A 20,306-nucleotide genomic window follows, 5' to 3' on the forward strand; every position below is an offset into this window, starting at 1 on the left:
GGGCGCCCCTCGCGGCAGCCGGGCCCATCCTTGGTGACGGTTTCCAAAGGCCTTTCGGCCTGTATGGGACCCCATTGGCGTTGCACAGCAACGCCAATGGGCACCCGTGGTGGGAGGGGTCCGGGGAGGGCAACGACCTCCCTGGCGCGTGCGTCGCTCACACCGCTGCCGCGACGGCCTCGGAAACGAGCCTGGCCGCCTCCGCGCCCTTCAGCTTGGCGATGTCGTCCTGGTACTTGAGCAGCACCCCGAGCGTCTCATCCACCGCGCCGGGCTCGAGTTCCTTCGCATCCAGCGCTGCGAGTGCCTGCGCCCAGTCGATCGTCTCGGCCACGCCCGGCAGCTTGAAGTAGTCGCCATCGCGGACCTTCTGCACGAAGGCGACGATCTGGGCGGACAGCTTCTCGGGAAGCCCCGGCGCGCGCACGCGCAGGATGGCGCGTTCGCGCGCCGCGTCGGGATAATCGACCCAGTGGTAGAGGCAGCGCCGGCGCACCGCGTCATGCACCTCGCGCGTGCGGTTCGAGGTGATGATGACGACCGGCGGCGTCGCCGCGCGCACCGTGCCCAGCTCCGGGATGGTGATCTGGAAGTCGCCCAGGATCTCGAGCAGGAAGGCCTCGAAGGGCTCGTCGGCGCGGTCGAGCTCGTCGATCAGCAGCACTGCGGGCTCGCCTTCGAGCGCCTGCAGCAGCGGGCGGGACTGGAGGAAGCGGCGGTCGTAGATGCCGCGCTCCAGCGCCTCGCGGTCCGTCTCCCCGGCCGCTTCCGCGAGCCGGATCGCCATCAGCTGGCGCGCGTGATTCCACTCATAGGCCGCGGCGGACAGGTCGAGGCCGTCGTAGCACTGCAGCCGCACCAGGTGGCGCGGCAGCATCTTCGCGAGCACCTTGGCGATCTCGGTCTTGCCGGTGCCGGGCTCGCCCTCGAGGAAGAGCGGCCGGCCCATCCGCAGTGCGAGATGCACCGTCGTCGCCAGCGCGCGGTCGGCGATGTAGCCGCCCGCCGCCAGCAGCGCCTGCGTGTCGCTGACCGTGCCCGGGAGGCTCACAGGAACATCAGCGCGAGGATGACGAGCCAGATGGCGCCGCCGATCCAGGCGAGCAGCGGGATGCCCATCGGCGCCTCGGGCAACAGGTCGAGGATCGAGATGCCCGCCGGCGCGGTGATCGGCGCGCGGGGGCCGGCTTCCGCACGGGCGGCTGCGGCGGGCGCCGCGGCGGCGGCCTCGACCTCGGGGGCGGGCGGCGGCGGCGCGACGGCGGCGGCGAAGCGATCGAAGAACTGGTCCGACATCTGCTTCGCGGTGCTGTCGATCAGCCGCGCGCCGAGCTGCGCCATCTTGCCGCCGACCTGCGCCTTCACCGTGTACTTCAGCAGTGTCTCGGACGGGCCGATCTCCTCGAGCGCCACGTCCGCGCCGCCCTTGGCGAAGCCCATCGCACCGCCATTGCCCTCGCCGGTGATGGTGTAGGACGCCGGGGCGTTGATGTTCTCGAGCTTCACCTTGCCGCCGAACTTCGCGGCCATCGGGCCGATCTTCAGCGCGACCTTCGCCTCGAAGGCGTCCTCGGCCGTGCGCGTGACCGATTCGCAGCCCGGGATGGCGGCGCGGAGCATCTCGGGGTCGTTCAGCGCGTCCCACACCCGCTGGCGCGGGGCGAGGATCCGGCGCTCGCCGGTCATGTCCATGGGAAGGTCTCCTGTCCGGGCGGCAACCTAGGGCCGGGGGGCGGGTGCGAAAAGGGGTGCCCCCCTTGTGGCCCGGGGGATCATCCTGCAAGGACGGGGGATCACCGCCGGGCGGGACCCCGGCAGCACCAGGGGGACCGAGAGACGATGCGCCTGGCCCGAGCCCTCTCCGCCTGCCTGGCGGGATCGGCCCTTTTCCTCGCCGGGACCGGGCCGGCCGCGGCCGCCGGCGTGTCCGGGGCAGACCTCTCCCTCGCCTGGGGCATCCCCTTCGTGGGCATGCTGCTGTCCATCGCCCTGATGCCGCTGCTGGCCGGCCATATCTGGCACCACCATTACGGCAAGATCGCCGCGGGCTGGGCGGTGCTGCTCGTCCTTCCCTTCGCCATCGCCTTCGGGCCGGAAACCGCGGCGTCCGAGGTCTGGCACATCGTCCTGCAGGAATACGTCCCGTTCATCGCGCTGCTGCTCGCGCTCTATGTCACCGGCGGCGGGGTGCTGCTGAAGGGAACGCTCGTCGGCACGCCGGCGACGAACACGGCGCTGCTCGCGCTCGGCACCGTCATCGCGTCGCTGATGGGCACGACCGGCGCGTCGATGCTGCTGATCCGCCCGGTGCTGCGCGCCAACGCCTTCCGCACGCGCAAGACGCACACCTTCGTCTTCTTCATCTTCCTGGTGAGCAACATCGGCGGGTCGCTGACGCCGCTCGGGGATCCGCCGCTCTATCTCGGCTTCCTCAAGGGCGTGTCCTTCTTCTGGACCACGACGCACCTGTTTGCCGAGTTCCTCACCTGCGCGGTCATCCTGCTCGGCGTCTACTACGTCCTGGATTCCTGGGCCTGGTCGAAGGAGAAGGCCGCCGCCCCGGACACTGGCGCGCGGGAACCGCTGCGCGTCGAAGGCACGGTCAACCTCGGCCTGATCGGCCTCGTCGTCGTGATGGTGCTGCTGCAGGGCTACTGGCAGCCGGGGGAGGTGACGATCCTCGGCCAGCACATCGGCGCCGAGCGCCTGGTCGGCATCGCGGTCTTCGTCGCCATCGCCTTCGTGTCCATGAAGCTGACGCCGGCATCGCTGCGGGAGGAGAACGGCTTCGCCTGGGGCGCGATCCTCGAGGTCGCCAAGCTGTTCGCGGCCATCTTCGTCACCATGGCGCCCGTGCTGGCGATCCTGCGCGCGGGCGTGGACGGGGCGGCGGGCCCGCTGGTCGCGCTGACGTCGGATACCGCCGGGCAGCCGATCCCGGCCGTCTATTTCTGGCTGTCCGGCGCGCTGTCCTCCTTCCTCGACAACGCGCCCACCTACCTGGTGTTCTTCAACCTCGCGGGCGGGGATCCCGGCCACCTGATGACGGATGGGGCGCTGACGCTCGCCGCGATCTCCTGCGGGTCGGTCTTCATGGGGGCCAACTCCTACATCGGCAACGCGCCCAACTTCATGGTCAAGGCCATCGTCGAGGAGAACGGGGAGCGAATGCCCTCCTTCTTCGGCTACTGCGCCTGGGCGTTGGTGTTCCTGGTGCCGCTGTTTATTTTGATAACGCTGATCTTCTTCTGAGGAGGGCCCGATGCCCTACGTGATCGCCGACGACCTCCCCGACGAACCCGCGGGCGTGCGCTTCCGCCGCCTGCTCGAGCGGCCGCAGATCCTGCAGATGCCGGGCGCGCATCTCGGCATCTCCGCGCTGCTGGCGAAGAAGCAGGGCTTCGAGGCGCTCTACATGTCCGGTGCGGCGATGTCCGCGACCATGGGCCTGCCCGACCTCGGCATGATCACGGTGGACGACGTCGCCTGGCACGTCCGCCAGGTGGTGCGCGCCTCGGCGCTGCCGGTGCTCGTCGACGGCGACACCGGTTATGGCGAGGCGCTGAACGTCATGCACATGGTGCGCACCTTCGAGGAAGCGGGGGCAGGGGCCGTGCACCTCGAGGACCAGCTGCTGCCCAAGAAGTGCGGGCACCTGAACGACAAGAAGCTCGCCGGTGCCGAGGACATGGCCGCGAAGGTGGCAGCGGCCCGCAAGGCGCGGAAGAACCTCGTGATCATCGCCCGCACCGATGCGGCGGCGAGCGAGGGGATCGACGGCGCCGTCGCCCGCGCGCGGCTCTATCTCGAAGCCGGCGCCGACGCGATCTTCCCCGAGGCGCTGACGACGCGTGAGATGTTCGTCGAGTTCGCGAAGCGCATGCCCGGCGTGAAGCTGCTCGCGAACATGACCGAGTTCGGCCGCACGCCCTTCTTCACCGCCGCCGAGTTCCAGGAGATGGGCTACGCGATGGTGATCTGGCCGGTGAGCCACCTGCGCATCGCCGCCCGCGCGATGGAGGATCTGTACGTCGCGATCCGCAAGGATGGCGGCACGCAGAACATGGTCGGGCGGATGCAGACCCGGGCGCAGCTCTACGAGACGATCGGCTACCACGATTACGAGGCGCTGGACGCCACGCTGATCCGTACGGTTGTGCCGGAGGGCATGCCTCAAACCTGAGGCTGTAGGACCTGCGTCATTTCGGCAACATTTCCAACCCGGCACCGCAATGCATCGCGGGCGCCGGACGACGCCCCCTGGGCAATGATCACGCGCCTGTGTAACCGTTCTTTGTCTCATTAACGGGAATGTGCGTGCGCTCGGCGCCATTCCCGAGAACCAAGGAATGGCGCATGAAGCGTGCTCTGCTGGCCTCTGCGGCCCTGTCCTTCGTCGCCGTCATGGCGCCGCCGCGCGACGCGGCCGCGCAGATGGTCGAAGGCCTCTATGTCGGGGGGCTGGCCGGCGTCACCTGGCTGTCGGACACCAACGCGCCGATCTTCCCGCCCGCCTCGGCCAATCTCTCGACCCCGTCGGACTATTTCCAGCGCAAGTGGGACCCGGGCTTCGCCGGCGTGCTGAATGTCGGCTACGGCCTCATCGGCGGCCTGCGCGGTGAGCTCGAGGCCTTCTACCGCGTCAATGACGCCGCGAGCGGCCTTGCCTTCAACCGGCCGGCGACTGGCGGGACGGCGAACAGCTACGGCCTGATGGCGAACGTCTACTACGACCTCGCGATCGGCGGGGCGAACCCGGTCGCGATCCCGTATATCGGCGGCGGCCTTGGCTATGCGTGGACCGACTGGTCCAGCGTCGGCGGACGCGCGGGCAGCGCGGCGCTGAACATCGACGGGTCGGACGGCACCTGGGCCTACCAGGCCATCGCCGGCGTGGCCTTCCCGATCCCGGCCGTCCCGGGCCTCGCGATCACGGCCGAGTACCGCTACTTCGGCACCTTCGACAATCCGTCGCTGTCGGGCACCGTGACCGGCCCGGGCTATGCGCGGAGCCAGCAGATCCCCGTCGCGACCTCGAACCACAATGTCATGGTCGGCGTGCGGTTCAACTTCGGCCGCATCCCCGCGCCGGCCCCCGTGCCTGCTGCGGCGCCGGCCCCGGCGCGCACCTTCATGGTGTTCTTCGACTGGAACCGCGCCGACCTGACCGACCGCGCGCGCCAGATCATCGCCGAGGCGGCGCAGGCGCGCAGCCGCCAGCAGGTGACGCGCATCGACGTCACGGGCCACACCGACACCTCGGGTTCGGCGCAGTACAACCAGGGCCTGTCGGTGCGCCGCGCCAACGCGGTTGCCGCGGAATTGGTGCGCCTTGGCGTGCCGCGCAACGAGATCACCGCGCGTGGCGTCGGCGAGAGCCAGCTCCTCGTCGCGACCCCGGACAACACCCGCGAGCCGCAGAACCGCCGCGTGGAAATCGTCCTGCGCTGACCGGCGCAGGGGCGGGGGAACGCCACGCGTTCCCCTTTGCCCGTCCTATTGCTGGACCAGGATGTTGCCCAGCGCGAACCCGATCGTCGCCTCATCGGCCAGCATCGGCCGGTTGGCGAAGGCGCAGAGCTCCCCGATCTGCTGCGGAATCTCGACCGCCTGGTAGAAGGCGAGCGGCGTGCCGTTCTGCGCGATCGCCTTGATCGTGTGTTGCACCGCGCTTTCCGGATAGGCGATGCCGCGGTCGCGCGCGCTGGCGAGCAGGATCTTCGCGAATTCGTGCTCGTCCGGCCCGTGCACGTGGATCTTGTAGGGCAGGCGGCGCAGGAAGGCCGGGTCCATCAGGTCCCGCGGCGAGAGGTTGGTCGAGAAGACCAGCAGCTGGTCGAAGGGGATCTGGAAGGACTGGCCGGTGTGCAGCTTCAGGAAGTCGATGCGCCGGTCCATCGGCACCACCCAGCGGTTCAGCAGCGCCTCGGGCCGTGCAAGCTGGCGGCCGAAATCGTCGATCAGCAGCACGCCGTTCATCGCCTTGACGTGCAGCGGCGCCTCGTAGAACCGCGCCGTCGTCTCGAACTTGAGGTCGAGCATGTCGAGGCTGAGCTCGCCGCCCGCTGAGACGAAAGGCCGCCGGCATGGCACCCAGCGCGGGTCGAACTCGTCGGCGAGCAGGCTCGCGACGGAACTCGACTGCGTCTCGATGCCGAGGCGGCGGTGCACGGACGGGTCGAAGACCTTCACGATCTGCCCGCCGACCTCGAAGCAGTGCGGCACCAGCACCATGGCGCCGAACATGCGGACCATGCGCTCGGCGATCGAGGTCTTGCCGTTGCCTGGCGCGCCGTAGAGCAGGATCGAGCGGCCCGAGTTCACCGCGATGCCGACCTTGGCGAGCAGGTCGTCCGGCACCGCGAGCGGGTGCAGCGCGCCGGCGACGATCTTGGGCTGGATCTGCTCGCTGCGGATCGTCTGCTTCAGAACGCGCGCCGAGTAGTCGACGAGCGAGACGGGCAGGGGGCCGATGTAGGAATTGTTCGCGAAGGCCTCGACGGCCATGGAACGGCCGCGTGGGGTGAGTTCCACGCGCAGTTCGCCGGCGACGATGCCGGGCTTCATCTCGACGATGTTCTGCGCCCGCGCGCTCTCGATCAGCGAGCTCGACAGGCGGCGCGAGATTGCGAGCGTCTCGGCGATCGAGGCCGTGGTGCCCTGGCCGGCCGTGCTGAGATACTTGCAGAAGATGTCGAGGATGATGCGCTGCTCGATCCCGAGCTGCGCGAGGGTGTCGGGCGGCGCCGGCAGCCCGTCCTGCAGTTCGTTGACCTGGCGGGCGCTGAGCAGGCCCATCTCGACCAGCACGTCGCCGAGCGGCCGCCCGGTGCGGCTCTGCTGGGCAAGAGCCTCGTTGACGTCGGCACGCGGCACGAGGTCGAGCGCGACGAGTAGGTCACTGAGACGCAAATGGGCCTCCACCAAGGCGGTTTCTCCGCGCCCTGGGGGAAGCGCGGACGGGGTGGGGGGGAGTTAAGACATAGTAACCTCGCGGTAGCGCGAGGTCCATCGCGACGGAGGCCGCTTGCGCCGCGCCGGGACCGGCCCAAGGTGACGCCCGCCGCCATGACGCCCATCCTGATCGGATCTGAGATCTACCGCCGGTCCACCTACGGCCCGAAGCATCCGCTCGCCATCCCGCGGGTCTCGACCACGCTCGACCTGATCAGGGCGCTCGGCTGGGTGGATCCGGCGCGCTACCACGACAGCCCGATGGCCACGCCGGACGCGCTGTCGCGCTTCCACCACCCGGACTACCTCGCCGCCCTGATGCGGGCCGAGGCCGAGCAGGGGGTGAGCCCCGCCGACCGCGAGCGCTTCCGCATCGGCGCCGACGGCAATCCGGTCTACCGGGAGGTGTTCCGCCGGCCCGCGACCTCGGCGGGCGGGACGATGCTGGCGGCGCGGCTGACCGCGCGGGGCGGCATCGCGCATGTGCCGGGCGGGGGCACGCATCACGGGCGGGCGGACCGGGCCTCGGGCTTCTGCTACCTGAACGACCCGGTGCTCGGGCTGATGGAATGGCTTGGGCTGGGGCTGACCAACATCCTCTACCTCGACATCGATGCCCATCACGGGGACGGGGTCCAGGACGCCTTCCACGACGATCCCCGCGTCTTCACCCTTTCGGTCCATGAGGAAGGCCGCTGGCCCTTCACCGGCGCGGAGGAGGACCGGGCCGGCGGCCATGCCCGCAACATTCCCGTGCCCGCCGGCTTCAACGACAGCGAGATGGCCTGGGTGCTGCACGAGGCGATCCTGCCCATCGTCCGCCACCTTCGGCCGCAGGCGATCATGGTCCAGTGCGGCGCCGACGCGCTGGAGGAAGATCCGCTGGCAAGGCTCTCGCTTTCGAACAATTCCCACCGCGCGGTCGTCGCGGCCGTGATGGGCCTGGCGCCGCGGCTGATCGTGCTCGGCGGCGGCGGCTACAACCCATGGACGGTCGCGCGCTGCTGGGCCGGGGTGTGGGGCACGCTGAACGGCCACACGATGCCCGAGCGCCTGAACGCCGAGGCCGAGAACGTGCTGCGCGCCCTGACCTTCCATCGCGCCGCCGGTCGCAACCCGCCGGAGCACTGGTTCACCACCCTCGTCGACGCGCCGCGGCCGGGCGTGGTGCGCGCCATCGTGCGCCGGCGCGCCGCGGCGGCGCGGGCGGACCTTCCCGCGCCCCCGGCCGCCGTGGCATGACCATCGCCATGACGCTCCGCCGATCCTTCCTGCTCCTCGCCGCCGCGCTGCCCGTGGCGGCCCGGGCCCAGCCGGGTGTGGACCGCCCCCAGCCGCGCCTGCCGACCGAACCGCTCGTCATCGCCACGCGCGACGGGCGGCGGCTGCCCTTTACCGTCGAGATGGCCATCCAGCCCGACCAGCAGATGATCGGCCTGATGTTCCGCCCCGAGGTGAAGCCGGACGAGGGGATGCTGTTCGACTGGGGCGTCCCGCGCGAGAGCACCATGTGGATGCGCAACACCATCGCCTCGCTTGACATGGTCTTCATCGCCGAGGACGGGCGGATCCATCGCATCGCGGAACGGACGGTGCCGCAGTCGCTCGCGACCGTCTCCTCCAACGGGCCGGTGCGGGCGACGCTGGAATTGCGGGCGGGCATCACCGAACAGCTCGACATCCGCGCCGGGGACCGGGTGCTGCACCGGCTGTTCGGCACCGCGCCCTGAGAGACTGTTTGAGAATGCGCCGTACGGCGCATTCTGAGGTCCGGCACCGGCCCGCTCCCCCCACCCGGCCACCCAACGACAGTATCCTGGATGGGTGGCCGGGTGGGGGAGCGGGCCGGTGCCGCCATTCTCAATCGGTGTCTGAGCCTGCGGCTTGCCCGCGGCGGGCCGCTTCCATAGGGTGCGCCGCGACGGGGCGTGGCGCAGCCTGGCTAGCGCGCCTGTTTTGGGTACAGGAGGTCGTGGGTTCGAATCCCGCCGCCCCGATTGGATTTCCGAGGACGAAGCGCATGCCGCAGCAGAAGGGCCTGGCCCGTATCTTCCAGCCGCCGAAGTCGGCGATGCAGTCCGGCCGCGCGAAGTCGCAGGGCTGGGTGCTGGAATACGAGCCGTCCGAGGCCAAGGCGCTCGACCCGCTGACCGGCTGGGTGGGCTCGGGCGACATGCTCGGCCAGGTGCGGCTGAAGTTCGAGTCGCGCGAGCAGGCGGTCGCCTATGCGGCGGCCAACGGCATCGCCTACGAGGTCGAGGCCACGCCGCCTTCGGCCGCGATCAAGCCGAAGGTCTACGCGGACAATTTCCGCTTCGGCCGCCTCGAGAACTGGTCGCACTGAACGCGGGCGGCCGTGGTATCACGGCGCCGGGCGCCCTTAGCTCAGTTGGATAGAGCAACGACCTTCTAAGTCGTGGGTCGGGGGTTCGAATCCCTCAGGGCGCGCCATCGCTTCGGCGTTCGAACCGATTCGGACAACGCATCGTGACGGTGGCCTGCTCGGCGGGTGAGCGGGCGAAGCTCGGAAATCGCCCAGGCGGTCAGGCCCGCCAGGTCACCTCCGGGCAGCCGACGGCGATCTTGCCGAAGGGCATCTCGGCGATCGGCGGCTGGCCGGCGCGCAGCGGGATCAGGTCGAAGGGCGCGATCTCGCCTTCGCTGTCGCGGACGTAGGATTGCAGGAAGAGTTCGGCGGGCGCGCCGATCGGGACGGCGACGATCTGGCCGACCGAACGTTGCGGCATCACCCCCGCCACGCCGACCTTCACGCGCAGTTCCGCGAAGTCGGTCACGTCGATCGCCGCGCCGCGCAGTTCGCGCGTCAGGCGGAAGCGGCCGACCTCGGCCCCGCTCAGATAGACCACGCCGGGCAGTTCGCCGCTGTCGTACCGGATGCCGAAGACATGGGCGTCGGCGAGGAAGACCACGCGTCCTGCGGGAGCTTCCGCCACGGTCATGTACAGTGACAGGCGATCCACCGGAACGGACGGTAAGTCATTCATATAGAGTAATACTTTCGATCCCTCGCGCCGCGCGGCGAACAGCCTGCGACGCTGTCACGGTAGCAGCGAAGGGGACCGCGTCTGTGAGACGGATCACAGGGACCCTGTCCGTTTCCAGCATCGCGACATGCAGGGGATATGAAGTGTTCGAGACGCTGCCGGTCCGTCTTGCCGAGCCACAATCGGTCGACTAGCAAGCGCGACGCATGTCCCGCGTTCTCGCTTTTGGGCCGGCGGCCCGTCGGGCCGTGCACGCCGCCGCGACCCTGGCGCTGCTTGCGGGCGGCGGGGGGCTTGGCGCGACGGCACGGGCAGAGCCCGCCGGCAGCCCGGCCGCCCGCACCGAGGCGCCCGCGGCGGAGGCAATGATCCCCGCCCTCGCACAGCGCCAGGATGCGCTCGAGGCCCAGGGCTTCATGGTGCGGGGGCAGGCGACCTTCGTTCTCCAGGGCCACCCCGCCTTCCGCTCCCCCTATCAGGGGGCCGGCAGCCTCACGCCCGCTGCCCAGGCGCGGAACACGCTGTCGGCCGATCTCGTGCTCGGCGTCAGACCCTGGCGCGGTGCGGAGCTCATCCTCGACACCCAGGTCAGCCGCGGCTTCGGCCTGTCGGGCACGACGGGCGTCGCATCCTTCCCGAATGGGGAGGCCTTCCGCCTCGGCACCGAGAACCTCGTCGGCTACGTGCCGCGCGCCTTCCTGCGGCAGACCATCGCGCTGTCGGCTACGACGGTGCCGGGCGACGACGAGGATCCGCTGCGCTTCCGCGGGCCGCTGCCGGCCGAGCGGATCACCGTCACGGCGGGCAAGGTGTCGGTCTTCGACATCTTCGACGACAACCGCTACGCGCACGACCCACGCACCCAGTTCCTCTCCTGGGGGCTGGTCTCGGCCGGCGCCTTCGACTTCGCGGCAGATGCGCGCGGCTACACCAACGGCGTCGCGGTGGAATACGACGCGCCCTGGGGCGGGTTCCGCGCCGGCGCCTTCCAGGTGGCGCGCTACATCAACTCCCTGTCGCTCGATCCGCAGCCCTTCAACGGATACCAGCTGCTGCTGCAGGCGGATCGCTTCTACCAGGCTGGCGGGCGGCCCGGCGCGATCCGCCTCCTGTATGGCTTCAGCCGCACGCGCTCGCAGAACTGGAATGAACTGCTGGACGGCGACCTAGCCGATACCAGCCAGAACCCGGCGGGCTACCGCACCAAGAACATGCTGGCGCTGAACTGGGAACAGGAGGTCGCCGACGACCTCGGCGTCTTCGCCCGGCTGTCCTGGAACGACGGGCGAGGCCAGAACTGGATGTTCACCGAGCAGGATCGCGCCGTCTCCCTCGGCGTGCAGGTGAGCGGCGCGCGCTGGGACCGGCCGCGGGACACAGTCGGCCTCGGGACCAATCTCGGCTTCATCTCGGGCGGGCGGCAGGACTTCCTGGCGCGTGGCGGCATCGGCTTCATCACCGGCGACGGGCGACTGGCCTATGCGCCCGAATGGGCGAGCGAGCTCTATTACGATGCGCGCGTCGCGCCCGGCCTCAACGTTATGCTGGGCGGCACGCTGGTGGCGAACCCGGCCTACAACGCCGATCGCGGTCCCGTCGGCATCCTGTCCGCGCGCCTGCGCATCGCGTTCTGAGCGCGCGGGTCAGCCGGGCAGGCGTCCCCGCACCGCATTGGCGTGAGCGGCATAGCGGATCGCGCCCGTGGCGTCGGTGGGGAGCACCTCCCGCAGGCGGGCCAGCACGGTCTCGCGCTGGGCAGGACTGACGCTCTCGACGAGCGCGCGGAGGCTCGGCGAACTCGTGATGCTCTCCCAGAACGCCTCGAAATCGGGGAATGACCGTTCGACGGTGATGCGCCGCGTCTCCACATCCGTGAAGCCGGCGTCGTGCCAGAGCGCGGCGAGCACATCCTGCCGCGCCGTCTCGAGGCGCGGGGGCAGGGGCGGCGTGGCGCCGATGGCCCGGAACTGTGCCTGGACCGGCTCGTACGGAAAGCCCCCGTTCTCGAAATCCCAGACATAGGCGGCCGCCGTGCCGCCCGGTCGCACCACGCGGGCCATTTCCGCGACGCCCTTCGCCGGGTCGGGGACGAAGAAGATCACGAGCGCCATGGTCGCGGCGTCGAAGCGGTCCTGCTCGAAGGGCAGGGCCATGGCGTCTCCCTCGAGGAAGGTCGCTCCGTTCGCACCGGGCCGGGTGCGCGCGAAGGCGAGCTGGCCTTCGGAGGGGTCGATGCCGATGGCCTCGGCCGGGGCGCAGTGCTGCATCAGCAATTCGGTGAAGGCGCCGTTGCCGCAACCGACATCGATCCATCGCTGCCCCGGCGGCGGCCTGAGCCAATCGAGGAAGACCTCCCCGGCCAGGCGGCTCCAGACGCCCATGGACCGCTCGTAGCCTGCGCCGTCGTTGAACACGATCTGGCTGGGTGCGCTCATCGCCCGGTCTCCGGCAGGAGAAACGGCGACCCTACGCCCACAGATGCCGCACCCGTAAGGATTATGATGGCCCCGCTTGTGCGGCCGTGGAGCCGCGGCGAACATGCACGCGGACTCATGGATACGCGTCGCGACCAGCCCCGATGCCTGCCCCTCGCGCGCCGGACCCTGCTTGCCGCGCTGCCGGGGCTCGCGGCGTCGCGCGCGGGCGCGCAGGACGGCCGCGCGACGATCGCCTTCCTGGGCGACGTGATGCTCGGGCAGGATGTCAGCGCGGCGCTGCGGCAGCATCCACCCGAATGGTTCTGGGGCGACGTGCTGCCGGTGCTGCAGGGCGCGGATGCGACGATCGCCAACCTCGAAGGGCCGTTGACGCGGGCCGCGCTGCCGCAGTCGCGCACGCCGAAATGGCACCATTTCCGCGCCGATCCGGCCGCCGTCGCCATCCTGCGCGCGGCGCGCGTGCGCGCGGTCTGCCTCGCGAACAACCACGTTCTCGACTTCGGCGAGGAGGGCCTGGCCGAGACGCGGCAGATCCTGGCCGAGGCCCGGATCCTGGCGGTCGGCGCCGGGCCGGACCTGGCCGCGGCAGCCGAGCCCGCCATCCTCGACCTGCCCTCGCTGCGCCTCGGCCTCGTTGGCGCCACCGATGCGCTCGAGGCCTATGCGGCGGGGGAGAACCGGGCCGGCACCCACCGGATCGAGGTGCGCCCGGATTCGCCCGCGCTCACGCGGCTGGGCGCGGCAGCCGCGGCGCTGCGGGCGCGTGGCGCGGAGCTCAACGTCCTGACGCTGCATTGGGGACCGAACTTCCGGCGCACGCCCTTCGACGGCACGCGCCAATTCGCCCAGGCCGCCCTCGCCGCGGGCTTCGACGTCATCCACGGCCATTCGGCCCATCTGCTGCACGGCGTCGAGGCGACGCCGCGGGGTGTCGTCATCTACGACGCGGGCAATGCCCTCGACGACTACTGGCCGGTGCCGACCGTGCCGCAACGCAAAGGCTGCGTCTTCCTGCTGGACATCGAGCAGGGGCGCGCGCGGCGGCTGCGCCTGGTGCCGGTGGTGACCCAGCCCTGGCCGCTGCGCATCGCCCGTGGCCGGGACCGGGAGCGCATCCTGTCGGCGCTGCGCGGCGCCAGCGCCCGGCTCGGCACCGCCGTGCGGGAGACCGCGGCGGGCCTCGAGGTTCCCCTGTCGCCGCCCGGCGGTTGACCCCGCCCATGGCTGGGCGATGCTGCCGCCCGATGAGCGAAGACGACGACGACGCGCCGCCGATGCCGGTGCCCGAGCACGGCCTGCCCGCCGGCACCCCGGTGCTGACGCCGACCGGGGAGCAGCCGGTCGAGGCGCTGGCCCCCGGTGGCCTGGTGATCGCCGTCTCGGGGCAGGGCGCGCCGTTCCAGCGCATCCTCGAGATCCGCCGCGCCGTCGTGCCGGCCGCGCTGGTGCGCCTGCGCGCCGGGGCCCTGGCGGAGGGCGCGCCGCGGGAGGACCTTCTGCTGCCGACCGGCCAGGCGCTGTTCATCGACGGGGTGCTGCTGCAGGCGGGAACATTGCTGGGCGGACCGGGCGCCGTGCTCGAGCAGCAGGCCGGGCTGTGCGAGGTGTTCTGCATCGTCCTCGCCGGCCATGACGCGGTGCTGGCCGCCGGCACGCCGGTCGAGACGGCGCCGCCTGGCCTGGACCTCCCGGCCCTCGCCCCGCGCGCGGGCGCGGAGGCCTGGCTGCGCGCGCGCCTCGCCTGGCGGGCGGAGACGATGGGCTGGGCCGAGGCCTTGCCGGACGAAGCCGCGACGCCGGGGCTCGACCTCGCGGAGGAACTCGCCTCCTCGGCCCTCGCGCCGGCCCTGCCGCCATCGCCCTTCGCCGGCCCCGGGGCCTGAGCACCCGGCGCGCCGCCGTGCTAGCCTGATGACATATCGACGGAGGAACCGCCATGACCGAGGCCTGCATCGTCGGCTGGGCCCACAGCCCCTTCGGCAAGCGCGAGGACGCGCCCGACCTCGAGACGCTGATGGCCGGCGTCGCCCGCGCCGCGATCGAGGATGCGGGCATCGCGCCGGCCGACATCGACGCCGGCTTCGTCGGCGTCTTCGGCGAGGGCTTCACGCCGCAGGGCTTCCCGTCCTCGCTGGTGCTGCAGAGCGTGCCCGAACTGCGCTTCAAGCCGATCACCCGGTACGAGAACGCCTGCGCGACGGGATCCGCCGCGATCCATGCGGCGCGGGACTTCCTCGCCGCCGGGCGGGGCCGCTTCGCCCTCGTCGTCGGGGCGGAGAAGATGACCTCCACGCCAGGCCCCAAGGTCGGGGACATCCTGCTCACGGCCTCCTACCGCAAGACCGAGCAGGACATCGAAGGCGGCTTTGCCGGCGTCTTCGGGCGCATTGCGGAAGCCTATTTCCAGCGCCACGGGGACCAGTCGGATGCGCTCGCGGCCATCGCGGCGAAGAACCACCGCAACGGTGTCGACAATCCCTGGGCGCAGATGCGCAAGGACCTCGGCTACGCCTTCTGCCGCACCGAGAGCGAGAAGAACCCCTTCGTCGCGCGCCCGCTGAAGCGCACCGATTGCTCGCTGGTGTCCGACGGTGCGGCAGCGCTGGTGCTGACGGATGGCGAGACGGCGAAGGCGATGAACAAGGCCGTGCGGTTCCGCGCCGCGGTGCAGGTCAACGACTTCCTGCCCATCGCCGCGCGCGACATCACCCGCTTCGAAGGGGCGCGCGAGGCCTGGAAGCGCGCCTATGCCGAGGCCGGGGTCACCGTCGCGGACCTCTCCTTCGCCGAGACGCATGACTGCTTCACCGTCGCCGAGCTCATCGAATACGAGGCGATGGGCCTGGCGCCGGAAGGGCAGGGGGCGCGGGCGGCGCTCGAGGGCTGGACGGCGGCCGATGGTCGGCTGCCGGTGAACCGCTCTGGCGGGCTGAAGGCCAAGGGGCATCCGATCGGCGCGACGGGGGTGTCGATGCATGTCCTCGCCGCGATGCAGCTGACCGGCACGGCGGGCGCGATGCAGTTGCCCAAGGCCGACCTCGGCGGGGTGTTCAACATGGGCGGGGCGGCGGTGGCGAACTACGTCTCGATCCTGGAGCGCGCGCGCTGAGGCTGGCACGCCGGGTGCAATGCCCTGGGTGTCTGGTTGCGGGCCCGTCCCGGGCCCGGCAGCTTAGCCTTCCTCAAACCTGACCTTGAGGCCGTCCTGCCGGACGGCCTCTTTTTTTGCCCGCGCGGATTCGCATTTCGCAAAGCATTCCGCGACGCCTCATGCGGCGCCTCGTCGCCTGGCCCGTCCACTCTTTCTTCACGTCCCTCCCGCATTCTGCCGGTCGCTAGCGGGAGTCCCACCAAGGCCCGCGGCAGCGGCAACGGACGGAGCGCGATGGACGGGGTTGCGGATGCCGGCAGCGCGACGCGGCCGGAGGCAGGGCGGGACCCGGCACCGCCGGCCACGCCCGGCGGCAGCCCGGAAGGCGTGCTGAGCTTCGACGGCGACCTGCGCGTCGGGCTGGTCAGCGGCCGGGCGGGCATCCTGCTCGGCCTGTCGCGCCAGGCGCGGCGGGCGCAGGGGCTGGCCGAACTGCTGGAAGCCAGCCCGCGCCTCGACCGCGACGCGAGCGCGACCCTTCTGGCCGCCTGCCTGTCAGCCACCACGCCGGGGGGCGAGGCGGAGGCCGACCTGCGCCTTTCCGGCGCGCCGGGGCTGCGCTTCGCCATCCGCAGGGCATCGCGCGGCACCTTCATCCTCGGCATCGCGCCGGACCCGGTGCTGGTCGCCGGCGGCGGCATCGATCCGCTGACCGGGCTCGCCGACCGCGCCATGTTCCAGGCACGCCTGGCCGCGGCGCTGGACCGCCCGGCGCGGCGTCGCTGCGGCGCGGCGGTGCTGCTCTGCGAACTGGAGGGCATCCGCGCGGTGAACCAGGTCCTGGGCCACGCGATCGGGGAGGACCTGCTGCGCGCCGCTGCGCGCCGCCTGCAGGCCGCGGTGCGGGATGCCGATCTGGTCGCGCGCCTGGCCGGGGAGGAATTCGCCGTCCTGCAATCCGACGTGGGCGAGCCGGCGCATGCCTCGGCCCTCGCCGCGCGCCTCGTGGACCTGCTGGGCCGGCCCTACCTGATCTCGGGCGAGACCATCGTCGTCACGCCGCGCATCGGCGTTGCCATCGCGCCGGCCGACGGCGCCGACGCCCCGCTGCTGTTGCGCCGCGCCGCCATGGCGCAGCACGAAGCGCCGGCCGCCGGCGCCGGATCCTGGCGCCGCTTCAGCCCCGAGATGGATGTCCGCTGGCAGGAGAGCCGGCTGCTCGAGGCCGCGCTGCGCATCGCGGTGGCCGAGGAGCAGTTCGAACTCCATTACCAGCCCCAGGTCGCGCTGCCGGGCGGCCACCTGACGGGATTTGAGGCGCTGATCCGCTGGCGCCACCCCGAGCGCGGCCTGCTGACTCCGGCCTGCTTCCTGCCGATGGCCGAGCGGCTTGGCCTGATGCGGCGGATCGGGACCTGGGTGCTGCGGGAGGCCTGCCGCGCCGCTGCCGCCTGGCCGGCGCCGCTGCGCGTCGCGGTGAACATCTCCCCCGCCCAGTTCGAGGAGGACTCCCTGCCGGCGGCGGTGGACGCGGCGCTGGCCGACAGCGGCCTGCCGCCGGAGCGGCTGGAACTCGAGGTGACGGAGACGGTGCTGCTCGCCACCGGCGACGCCGCCCTCGCGCAGTTGCTCGCGTTGCGGGGACGCGGGGTGGGCATCGCCATGGACGATTTCGGGACCGGGCATTCCTCCCTGACCCAGTTGCGCGCCTTTCCCTTCGACCGGCTGAAGATCGACCGGTCCTTCGTGAAGGACCTGCCGGCGGGTGGGGATGCGCTCGCGATCGTGCGGGCGGTGACAGGGCTCGGGCGCAGCCTCGGCATCGCCGTCACGGCCGAGGGCGTGGAAACCCAGGCGCAGGTGCAGGAATTGCTGCGCGAAGGCTGCGACGCGGCGCAGGGCTTCCTGTTCGGCCGGCCGGTGCCGGGCAGCGATGTCCCGGCGGTGATCGGCGCGCTGGCGGCGGCCTGAGCCTCAGGCCGGGACCAGCACCACGGCCGCGGCCTGGGCGGCGATGCCCTCGCCGCGGCCGGGGAAGCCGAGCCGTTCGGTCGTCGTCGCCTTCACCGAGATCGCGTCGATCGACACGCCGAGAAGTTCCGCCAGCCGCGCGCGCATCGCCGCGGCATGGGGCGCGATCTTCGGGCGTTCGCAGATCAGCGTGACGTCCGCATTCGCCAGCATGCCTCCGCGCGCGGCGATGCGTTCGGCGGCGTGGCGCAGGAAGCGCGCGCTGTCCGCATCCTTCCACTGCGCCTCGGAGGGCGGGAACCAGCGGCCGATGTCGCCTTCCGCCAGCGCGCCGTAGATCGCGTCGCACAGCGCGTGGATGCCGACATCGGCGTCCGAGTGTCCCGACAGCCCGAGGTGATGCGGCACGGTGATGCCGCAGAGGATCAGCGGGCGACCCTCCACCAGGCGATGCACGTCGAAGCCGGTGCCCATGCGGGGGATCATGCGGGCGGCAAGATGGGCTTCCACGCGGGCGAGGTCCTCGGGCCAAGTGATCTTCACGTTGCTCTCGCCGCCCGGCACCAGGGCCACCGGCAGGCGGGCGGCCTCGAGCAGGGCGGCATCGTCGGTGGCGCTGCCGTCGCCGCCGCGATGCGCGTCGCGCAGGACGGTGTAGCGGAAGGCCTGCGGCGTCTGGGCGCGGAACAGGGAGTCACGCGGCACCGTCTCGACGATGCGATCCAGGGCGCCGCGCTTGAGCGTGTCGGCGACAGGCTGGGCGGGGATCGCGCCCGGCATCGTCTCCAGCGCCGCGAGCAGCGCGGCGATGGTGCCGGGCGGGATGACGGGGCGGGCGGCGTCGTGCACCAGCACGACCGCGGGCGGATCGGCGGCCAGCGCCTCGAGCCCCGCGCGCACGCTGTCGGCGCGCGTCGCGCCGCCCGGCACAGGCGGCAGCACCGGCAGGCCGGCGAGCAGCGCGGCGACCTGCGCTTCCTCGCCGGGCGCGACGACCGGCTGGATGCGATCCACCAGACCCTCGCGCAGCAGCGCCTCGGCCGCATGACGCATCACAGGGCGGTCGAGCAGGGGCAGGTATTGCTTGGGGGCCTCGGCGCCGAAGCGGGTGCCCCGCCCGGCGGCCATCAGCAGCGCGGTGACCGTCATGGGGCGCTTCTATCCCGCCACGCGCGGCGGGGCGAGGGCTCAGCCGCGCCGTTTCAGCGCCCGCAGGTCGACGATGCCAGGTGCCGTGCGCGGATCGGCGAGGCCCGGGAAGATCGCGTGCTTCTGGATCTTCTGCGTCGCGGTGGTGGGCAGGCTGTCGACCACCAGCAGCCAGCCGGGCGCCTTGTAGTAGGCGAGATGTCGGTTGCAGTGCTCGAACAGCGCCTGGGCCGGCACGTCGCTGGCGAGGACGACGCAGGCGAGGACCTCTTCCTCGCGCAGTTCGTCCGGCACGGCCATCACGGCGGCCTGCGTCACCTCGGGATGCGCGAGCAGCACCGCTTCCACTTCGGCGGCGGCGATGTTCTCGCCGGAGCGACGGATGATGTTCTTCCGGCGGTCGACGAAATGAACCATGCCGTCCGGATCGCGGCGGACCACGTCTCCGGTGTGGAACCAGCCGCCGCGCCAGGCGACCTCGGTCGCCTCGGGATCGTCCAGATAGCCCGAGAAGAAGTCCCGCCGCGGCGTCGCGGCGGAATGTCGGATCAGCATCTCGCCCGGCGTGCCGTCGGGCAGTTCCGCCCCGTCATCGCCGGCGACGCGGATCTCGAGGCCCGGAAAGGCGCGGCCGAAGGCGCGGGTGCCGACCTGGCGCGGCTCGGTGCTGGCGGCGGTGATGCGGACCATTTCGGTCATGCCCCAGATCTCGATCATGGGGAATCCGAAGCGGGCTTCGAAGGCGGCGTGCAGGGTGGGCTCGATGCCGGCGCCGATGCCGCAGCGCACGCCGGCGGCCAGCGGCTCCTCGCCGGGCGGTTCGTTCATCACCATGGCAGCGACGACGCCGAGGTAGTGGACGATCGTCGCACGGGTCGCCGCGACCTCGCGCCACCAGCGGCGGGGATGGAAGCGTTCGGGCTGGACCTGGCAGTTGCCGGTGAGGATCGCGCCCATCAGCGACAACACGCCGGCATTCACGTGATAGAGCGGCAGCGGGTTGTAGATGCGCTCGCCGGCCGGGCGCAGCGTCGCGATGCCGCCGAGCTCGGCGTAGCGCGTGCCCGAGGCGATCTCGTAGCCGTGCGACAGGATGCAGCCCTTGGGCCGGCCTGTGGTGCCCGAAGTGTAGAGGATGCTCGAGGCTGTCCCGGCCCCGACCGGGCCGTTCGCCGCCGCGACGGCGGGTGAGGGGAGGCCGGCCGGGAAGGCCTCGGCCGTGACGACCGGCGGGCGGTGGGCGCAGCCGGCGATGGCGTCCCGCACCCGCCCGTGCCGCGCCGCGATGACCAGGAGCAGCTCGGGGCGGCTGTGGTCGACCAGGTAGGCGATCTCGGCGGGACGGTATTCCGGGTTGATCGGCACCACGCACGCGCCGAGCCCGTTCAGCGCCAGGCGGTGCAGCACCGCCTCGGGGCGGTTCTCGAGAAGGGTCGCAACGCGATGGCCCGGTCCGAAGCCGGCGGCGGCATAGGCCGCGGCGAGGCGCGCGACCGCCGCGCCCGCCTCGGCGTAGGTGATCTCGACGCCGTCGGGCAGGTAGTCGCGGGCGGGGTCGGCCGGCACGGCGAGGAAGGGGCGCGCGCCATGCGTCGCAACCGCCGCCGCGAAGGCGTCGCCGATGGTGGCGGGCGCTGGCATCACGGATCCTCCCCCGGTCCTCGCGCCATGCTAAGGCGGCGCCGCGCGGGGACGCCA

The 20,306-nt window shown here is 71.6% G+C and carries 18 protein-coding genes and 2 tRNA genes; 13 read left to right on the plus strand and 7 right to left on the minus strand.

Annotated elements, in window-relative coordinates; translation table 11 throughout:
- Nucleotides 1-157 precede the first annotated feature (157 nt).
- Nucleotides 158-1,051 (minus strand): AAA family ATPase, encoded by an 894-nt coding sequence (locus tag GWK15_RS01575; RefSeq protein WP_168038395.1) that lies wholly within the window; start codon nt 1,049-1,051, stop codon nt 158-160.
- On the minus strand, nt 1,048-1,692 hold the full coding sequence (locus tag GWK15_RS01580) for an SRPBCC family protein (protein WP_168038397.1): 645 nt from the start codon (nt 1,690-1,692) through the stop codon (nt 1,048-1,050). Before GWK15_RS01580 ends, GWK15_RS01575 begins: the two co-directional genes overlap by 4 nt.
- Before the next feature lie 147 nt (nt 1,693-1,839).
- Between GWK15_RS01580 and GWK15_RS01585 the strand changes: the two genes are divergently transcribed.
- The 3 genes from GWK15_RS01585 (at nt 1,840) to GWK15_RS01595 (ending at nt 5,451) form a co-directional block, all read left to right on the plus strand.
- Nucleotides 1,840-3,252: a sodium:proton antiporter gene (locus GWK15_RS01585; RefSeq protein ID WP_168038399.1), complete on the plus strand. Its 1,413-nt coding sequence runs from the start codon at nt 1,840-1,842 to the stop codon at nt 3,250-3,252.
- A 10-nt stretch (nt 3,253-3,262) separates the two neighbouring features.
- Nucleotides 3,263-4,183, plus strand: coding sequence for a methylisocitrate lyase (gene prpB / locus GWK15_RS01590; RefSeq protein WP_168038401.1), 921 nt, complete (start codon nt 3,263-3,265; stop codon nt 4,181-4,183).
- Nucleotides 4,184-4,356: 173 nt separating this feature from the next.
- Nucleotides 4,357-5,451 (plus strand): OmpA family protein, encoded by a 1,095-nt coding sequence (locus tag GWK15_RS01595; RefSeq protein WP_168038403.1) that lies wholly within the window; start codon nt 4,357-4,359, stop codon nt 5,449-5,451.
- Nucleotides 5,452-5,496: 45 nt separating this feature from the next.
- On the opposite strand, the gene GWK15_RS01600 is transcribed toward GWK15_RS01595, so the two are convergent.
- Nucleotides 5,497-6,912: an ATP-binding protein gene (locus tag GWK15_RS01600; RefSeq protein WP_168038405.1), complete on the minus strand. Its 1,416-nt coding sequence runs from the start codon at nt 6,910-6,912 to the stop codon at nt 5,497-5,499.
- 156 nt (nt 6,913-7,068) lie between these two features.
- On the opposite strand from GWK15_RS01600, the gene GWK15_RS01605 reads away from it, so the two are divergent.
- The 5 genes from GWK15_RS01605 (at nt 7,069) to GWK15_RS01625 (ending at nt 9,405) form a co-directional block, all read left to right on the plus strand.
- Nucleotides 7,069-8,196, plus strand: a complete 1,128-nt coding sequence (locus GWK15_RS01605) for an acetoin utilization protein AcuC (protein ID WP_168038407.1) — start codon at nt 7,069-7,071, stop codon at nt 8,194-8,196.
- Between the two features lie 8 nt (nt 8,197-8,204).
- Complete coding sequence (locus tag GWK15_RS01610) at nt 8,205-8,684, plus strand: DUF192 domain-containing protein (RefSeq protein WP_168038409.1); 480 nt, start codon at nt 8,205-8,207, stop codon at nt 8,682-8,684.
- Nucleotides 8,685-8,876: 192 nt separating this feature from the next.
- Nucleotides 8,877-8,951 (plus strand) — tRNA-Pro (locus tag GWK15_RS01615).
- Between the two features lie 23 nt (nt 8,952-8,974).
- Nucleotides 8,975-9,298: an ETC complex I subunit gene (locus GWK15_RS01620; protein WP_168038411.1), complete on the plus strand. Its 324-nt coding sequence runs from the start codon at nt 8,975-8,977 to the stop codon at nt 9,296-9,298.
- A gap of 30 nt (nt 9,299-9,328) precedes the next feature.
- Nucleotides 9,329-9,405: transfer RNA gene (locus tag GWK15_RS01625), tRNA-Arg, on the plus strand.
- 92 nt (nt 9,406-9,497) lie between these two features.
- Here the strand turns inward: GWK15_RS01625 and GWK15_RS01630 are convergent.
- Entirely contained in the window at nt 9,498-9,959 is a 462-nt protein-coding gene (locus tag GWK15_RS01630; protein ID WP_168038413.1) for a hypothetical protein, read from the minus strand.
- A gap of 206 nt (nt 9,960-10,165) precedes the next feature.
- On the opposite strand from GWK15_RS01630, the gene GWK15_RS01635 reads away from it, so the two are divergent.
- Complete coding sequence (locus tag GWK15_RS01635; protein WP_168038415.1) at nt 10,166-11,593, plus strand: carbohydrate porin; 1,428 nt, start codon at nt 10,166-10,168, stop codon at nt 11,591-11,593.
- A 9-nt stretch (nt 11,594-11,602) separates the two neighbouring features.
- On the opposite strand, the gene GWK15_RS01640 is transcribed toward GWK15_RS01635, so the two are convergent.
- On the minus strand, nt 11,603-12,394 hold the full coding sequence (locus GWK15_RS01640; RefSeq protein WP_168038417.1) for a class I SAM-dependent methyltransferase: 792 nt from the start codon (nt 12,392-12,394) through the stop codon (nt 11,603-11,605).
- A gap of 117 nt (nt 12,395-12,511) precedes the next feature.
- On the opposite strand from GWK15_RS01640, the gene GWK15_RS01645 reads away from it, so the two are divergent.
- The 4 genes from GWK15_RS01645 (at nt 12,512) to GWK15_RS01660 (ending at nt 17,459) form a co-directional block, all read left to right on the plus strand.
- Nucleotides 12,512-13,609, plus strand: a complete 1,098-nt coding sequence (locus GWK15_RS01645; protein WP_168038419.1) for a CapA family protein — start codon at nt 12,512-12,514, stop codon at nt 13,607-13,609.
- 32 nt (nt 13,610-13,641) lie between these two features.
- Nucleotides 13,642-14,280: a Hint domain-containing protein gene (locus tag GWK15_RS01650; RefSeq protein ID WP_168038421.1), complete on the plus strand. Its 639-nt coding sequence runs from the start codon at nt 13,642-13,644 to the stop codon at nt 14,278-14,280.
- Nucleotides 14,281-14,333: 53 nt separating this feature from the next.
- On the plus strand, nt 14,334-15,506 hold the full coding sequence (locus GWK15_RS01655; protein WP_168038423.1) for an acetyl-CoA acetyltransferase: 1,173 nt from the start codon (nt 14,334-14,336) through the stop codon (nt 15,504-15,506).
- A gap of 276 nt (nt 15,507-15,782) precedes the next feature.
- Nucleotides 15,783-17,459, plus strand: coding sequence for a putative bifunctional diguanylate cyclase/phosphodiesterase (locus GWK15_RS01660; protein ID WP_168038425.1), 1,677 nt, complete (start codon nt 15,783-15,785; stop codon nt 17,457-17,459).
- A gap of 3 nt (nt 17,460-17,462) precedes the next feature.
- Here GWK15_RS01660 and GWK15_RS01665 read toward each other — a convergent pair whose 3' ends face one another.
- Together GWK15_RS01665 and GWK15_RS01670 are read right to left on the minus strand one after the other, a co-directional pair.
- The gene (locus GWK15_RS01665) at nt 17,463-18,608 is read right to left on the minus strand and encodes a bifunctional 2-C-methyl-D-erythritol 4-phosphate cytidylyltransferase/2-C-methyl-D-erythritol 2,4-cyclodiphosphate synthase (RefSeq protein ID WP_168038427.1); all 1,146 of its coding nucleotides are present in this window, start codon (nt 18,606-18,608) and stop codon (nt 17,463-17,465) included.
- A 39-nt stretch (nt 18,609-18,647) separates the two neighbouring features.
- A complete protein-coding gene (locus GWK15_RS01670; RefSeq protein WP_168038429.1) occupies nt 18,648-20,249 on the minus strand; it encodes an AMP-binding protein in 1,602 nt (533 codons plus the stop codon).
- Nucleotides 20,250-20,306: the final 57 nt, after the last annotated feature.

The organism is Neoroseomonas oryzicola (assembly GCF_012163135.1).
In the GTDB taxonomy this organism is placed as follows: domain Bacteria; phylum Pseudomonadota; class Alphaproteobacteria; order Acetobacterales; family Acetobacteraceae; genus Neoroseomonas; species Neoroseomonas oryzicola.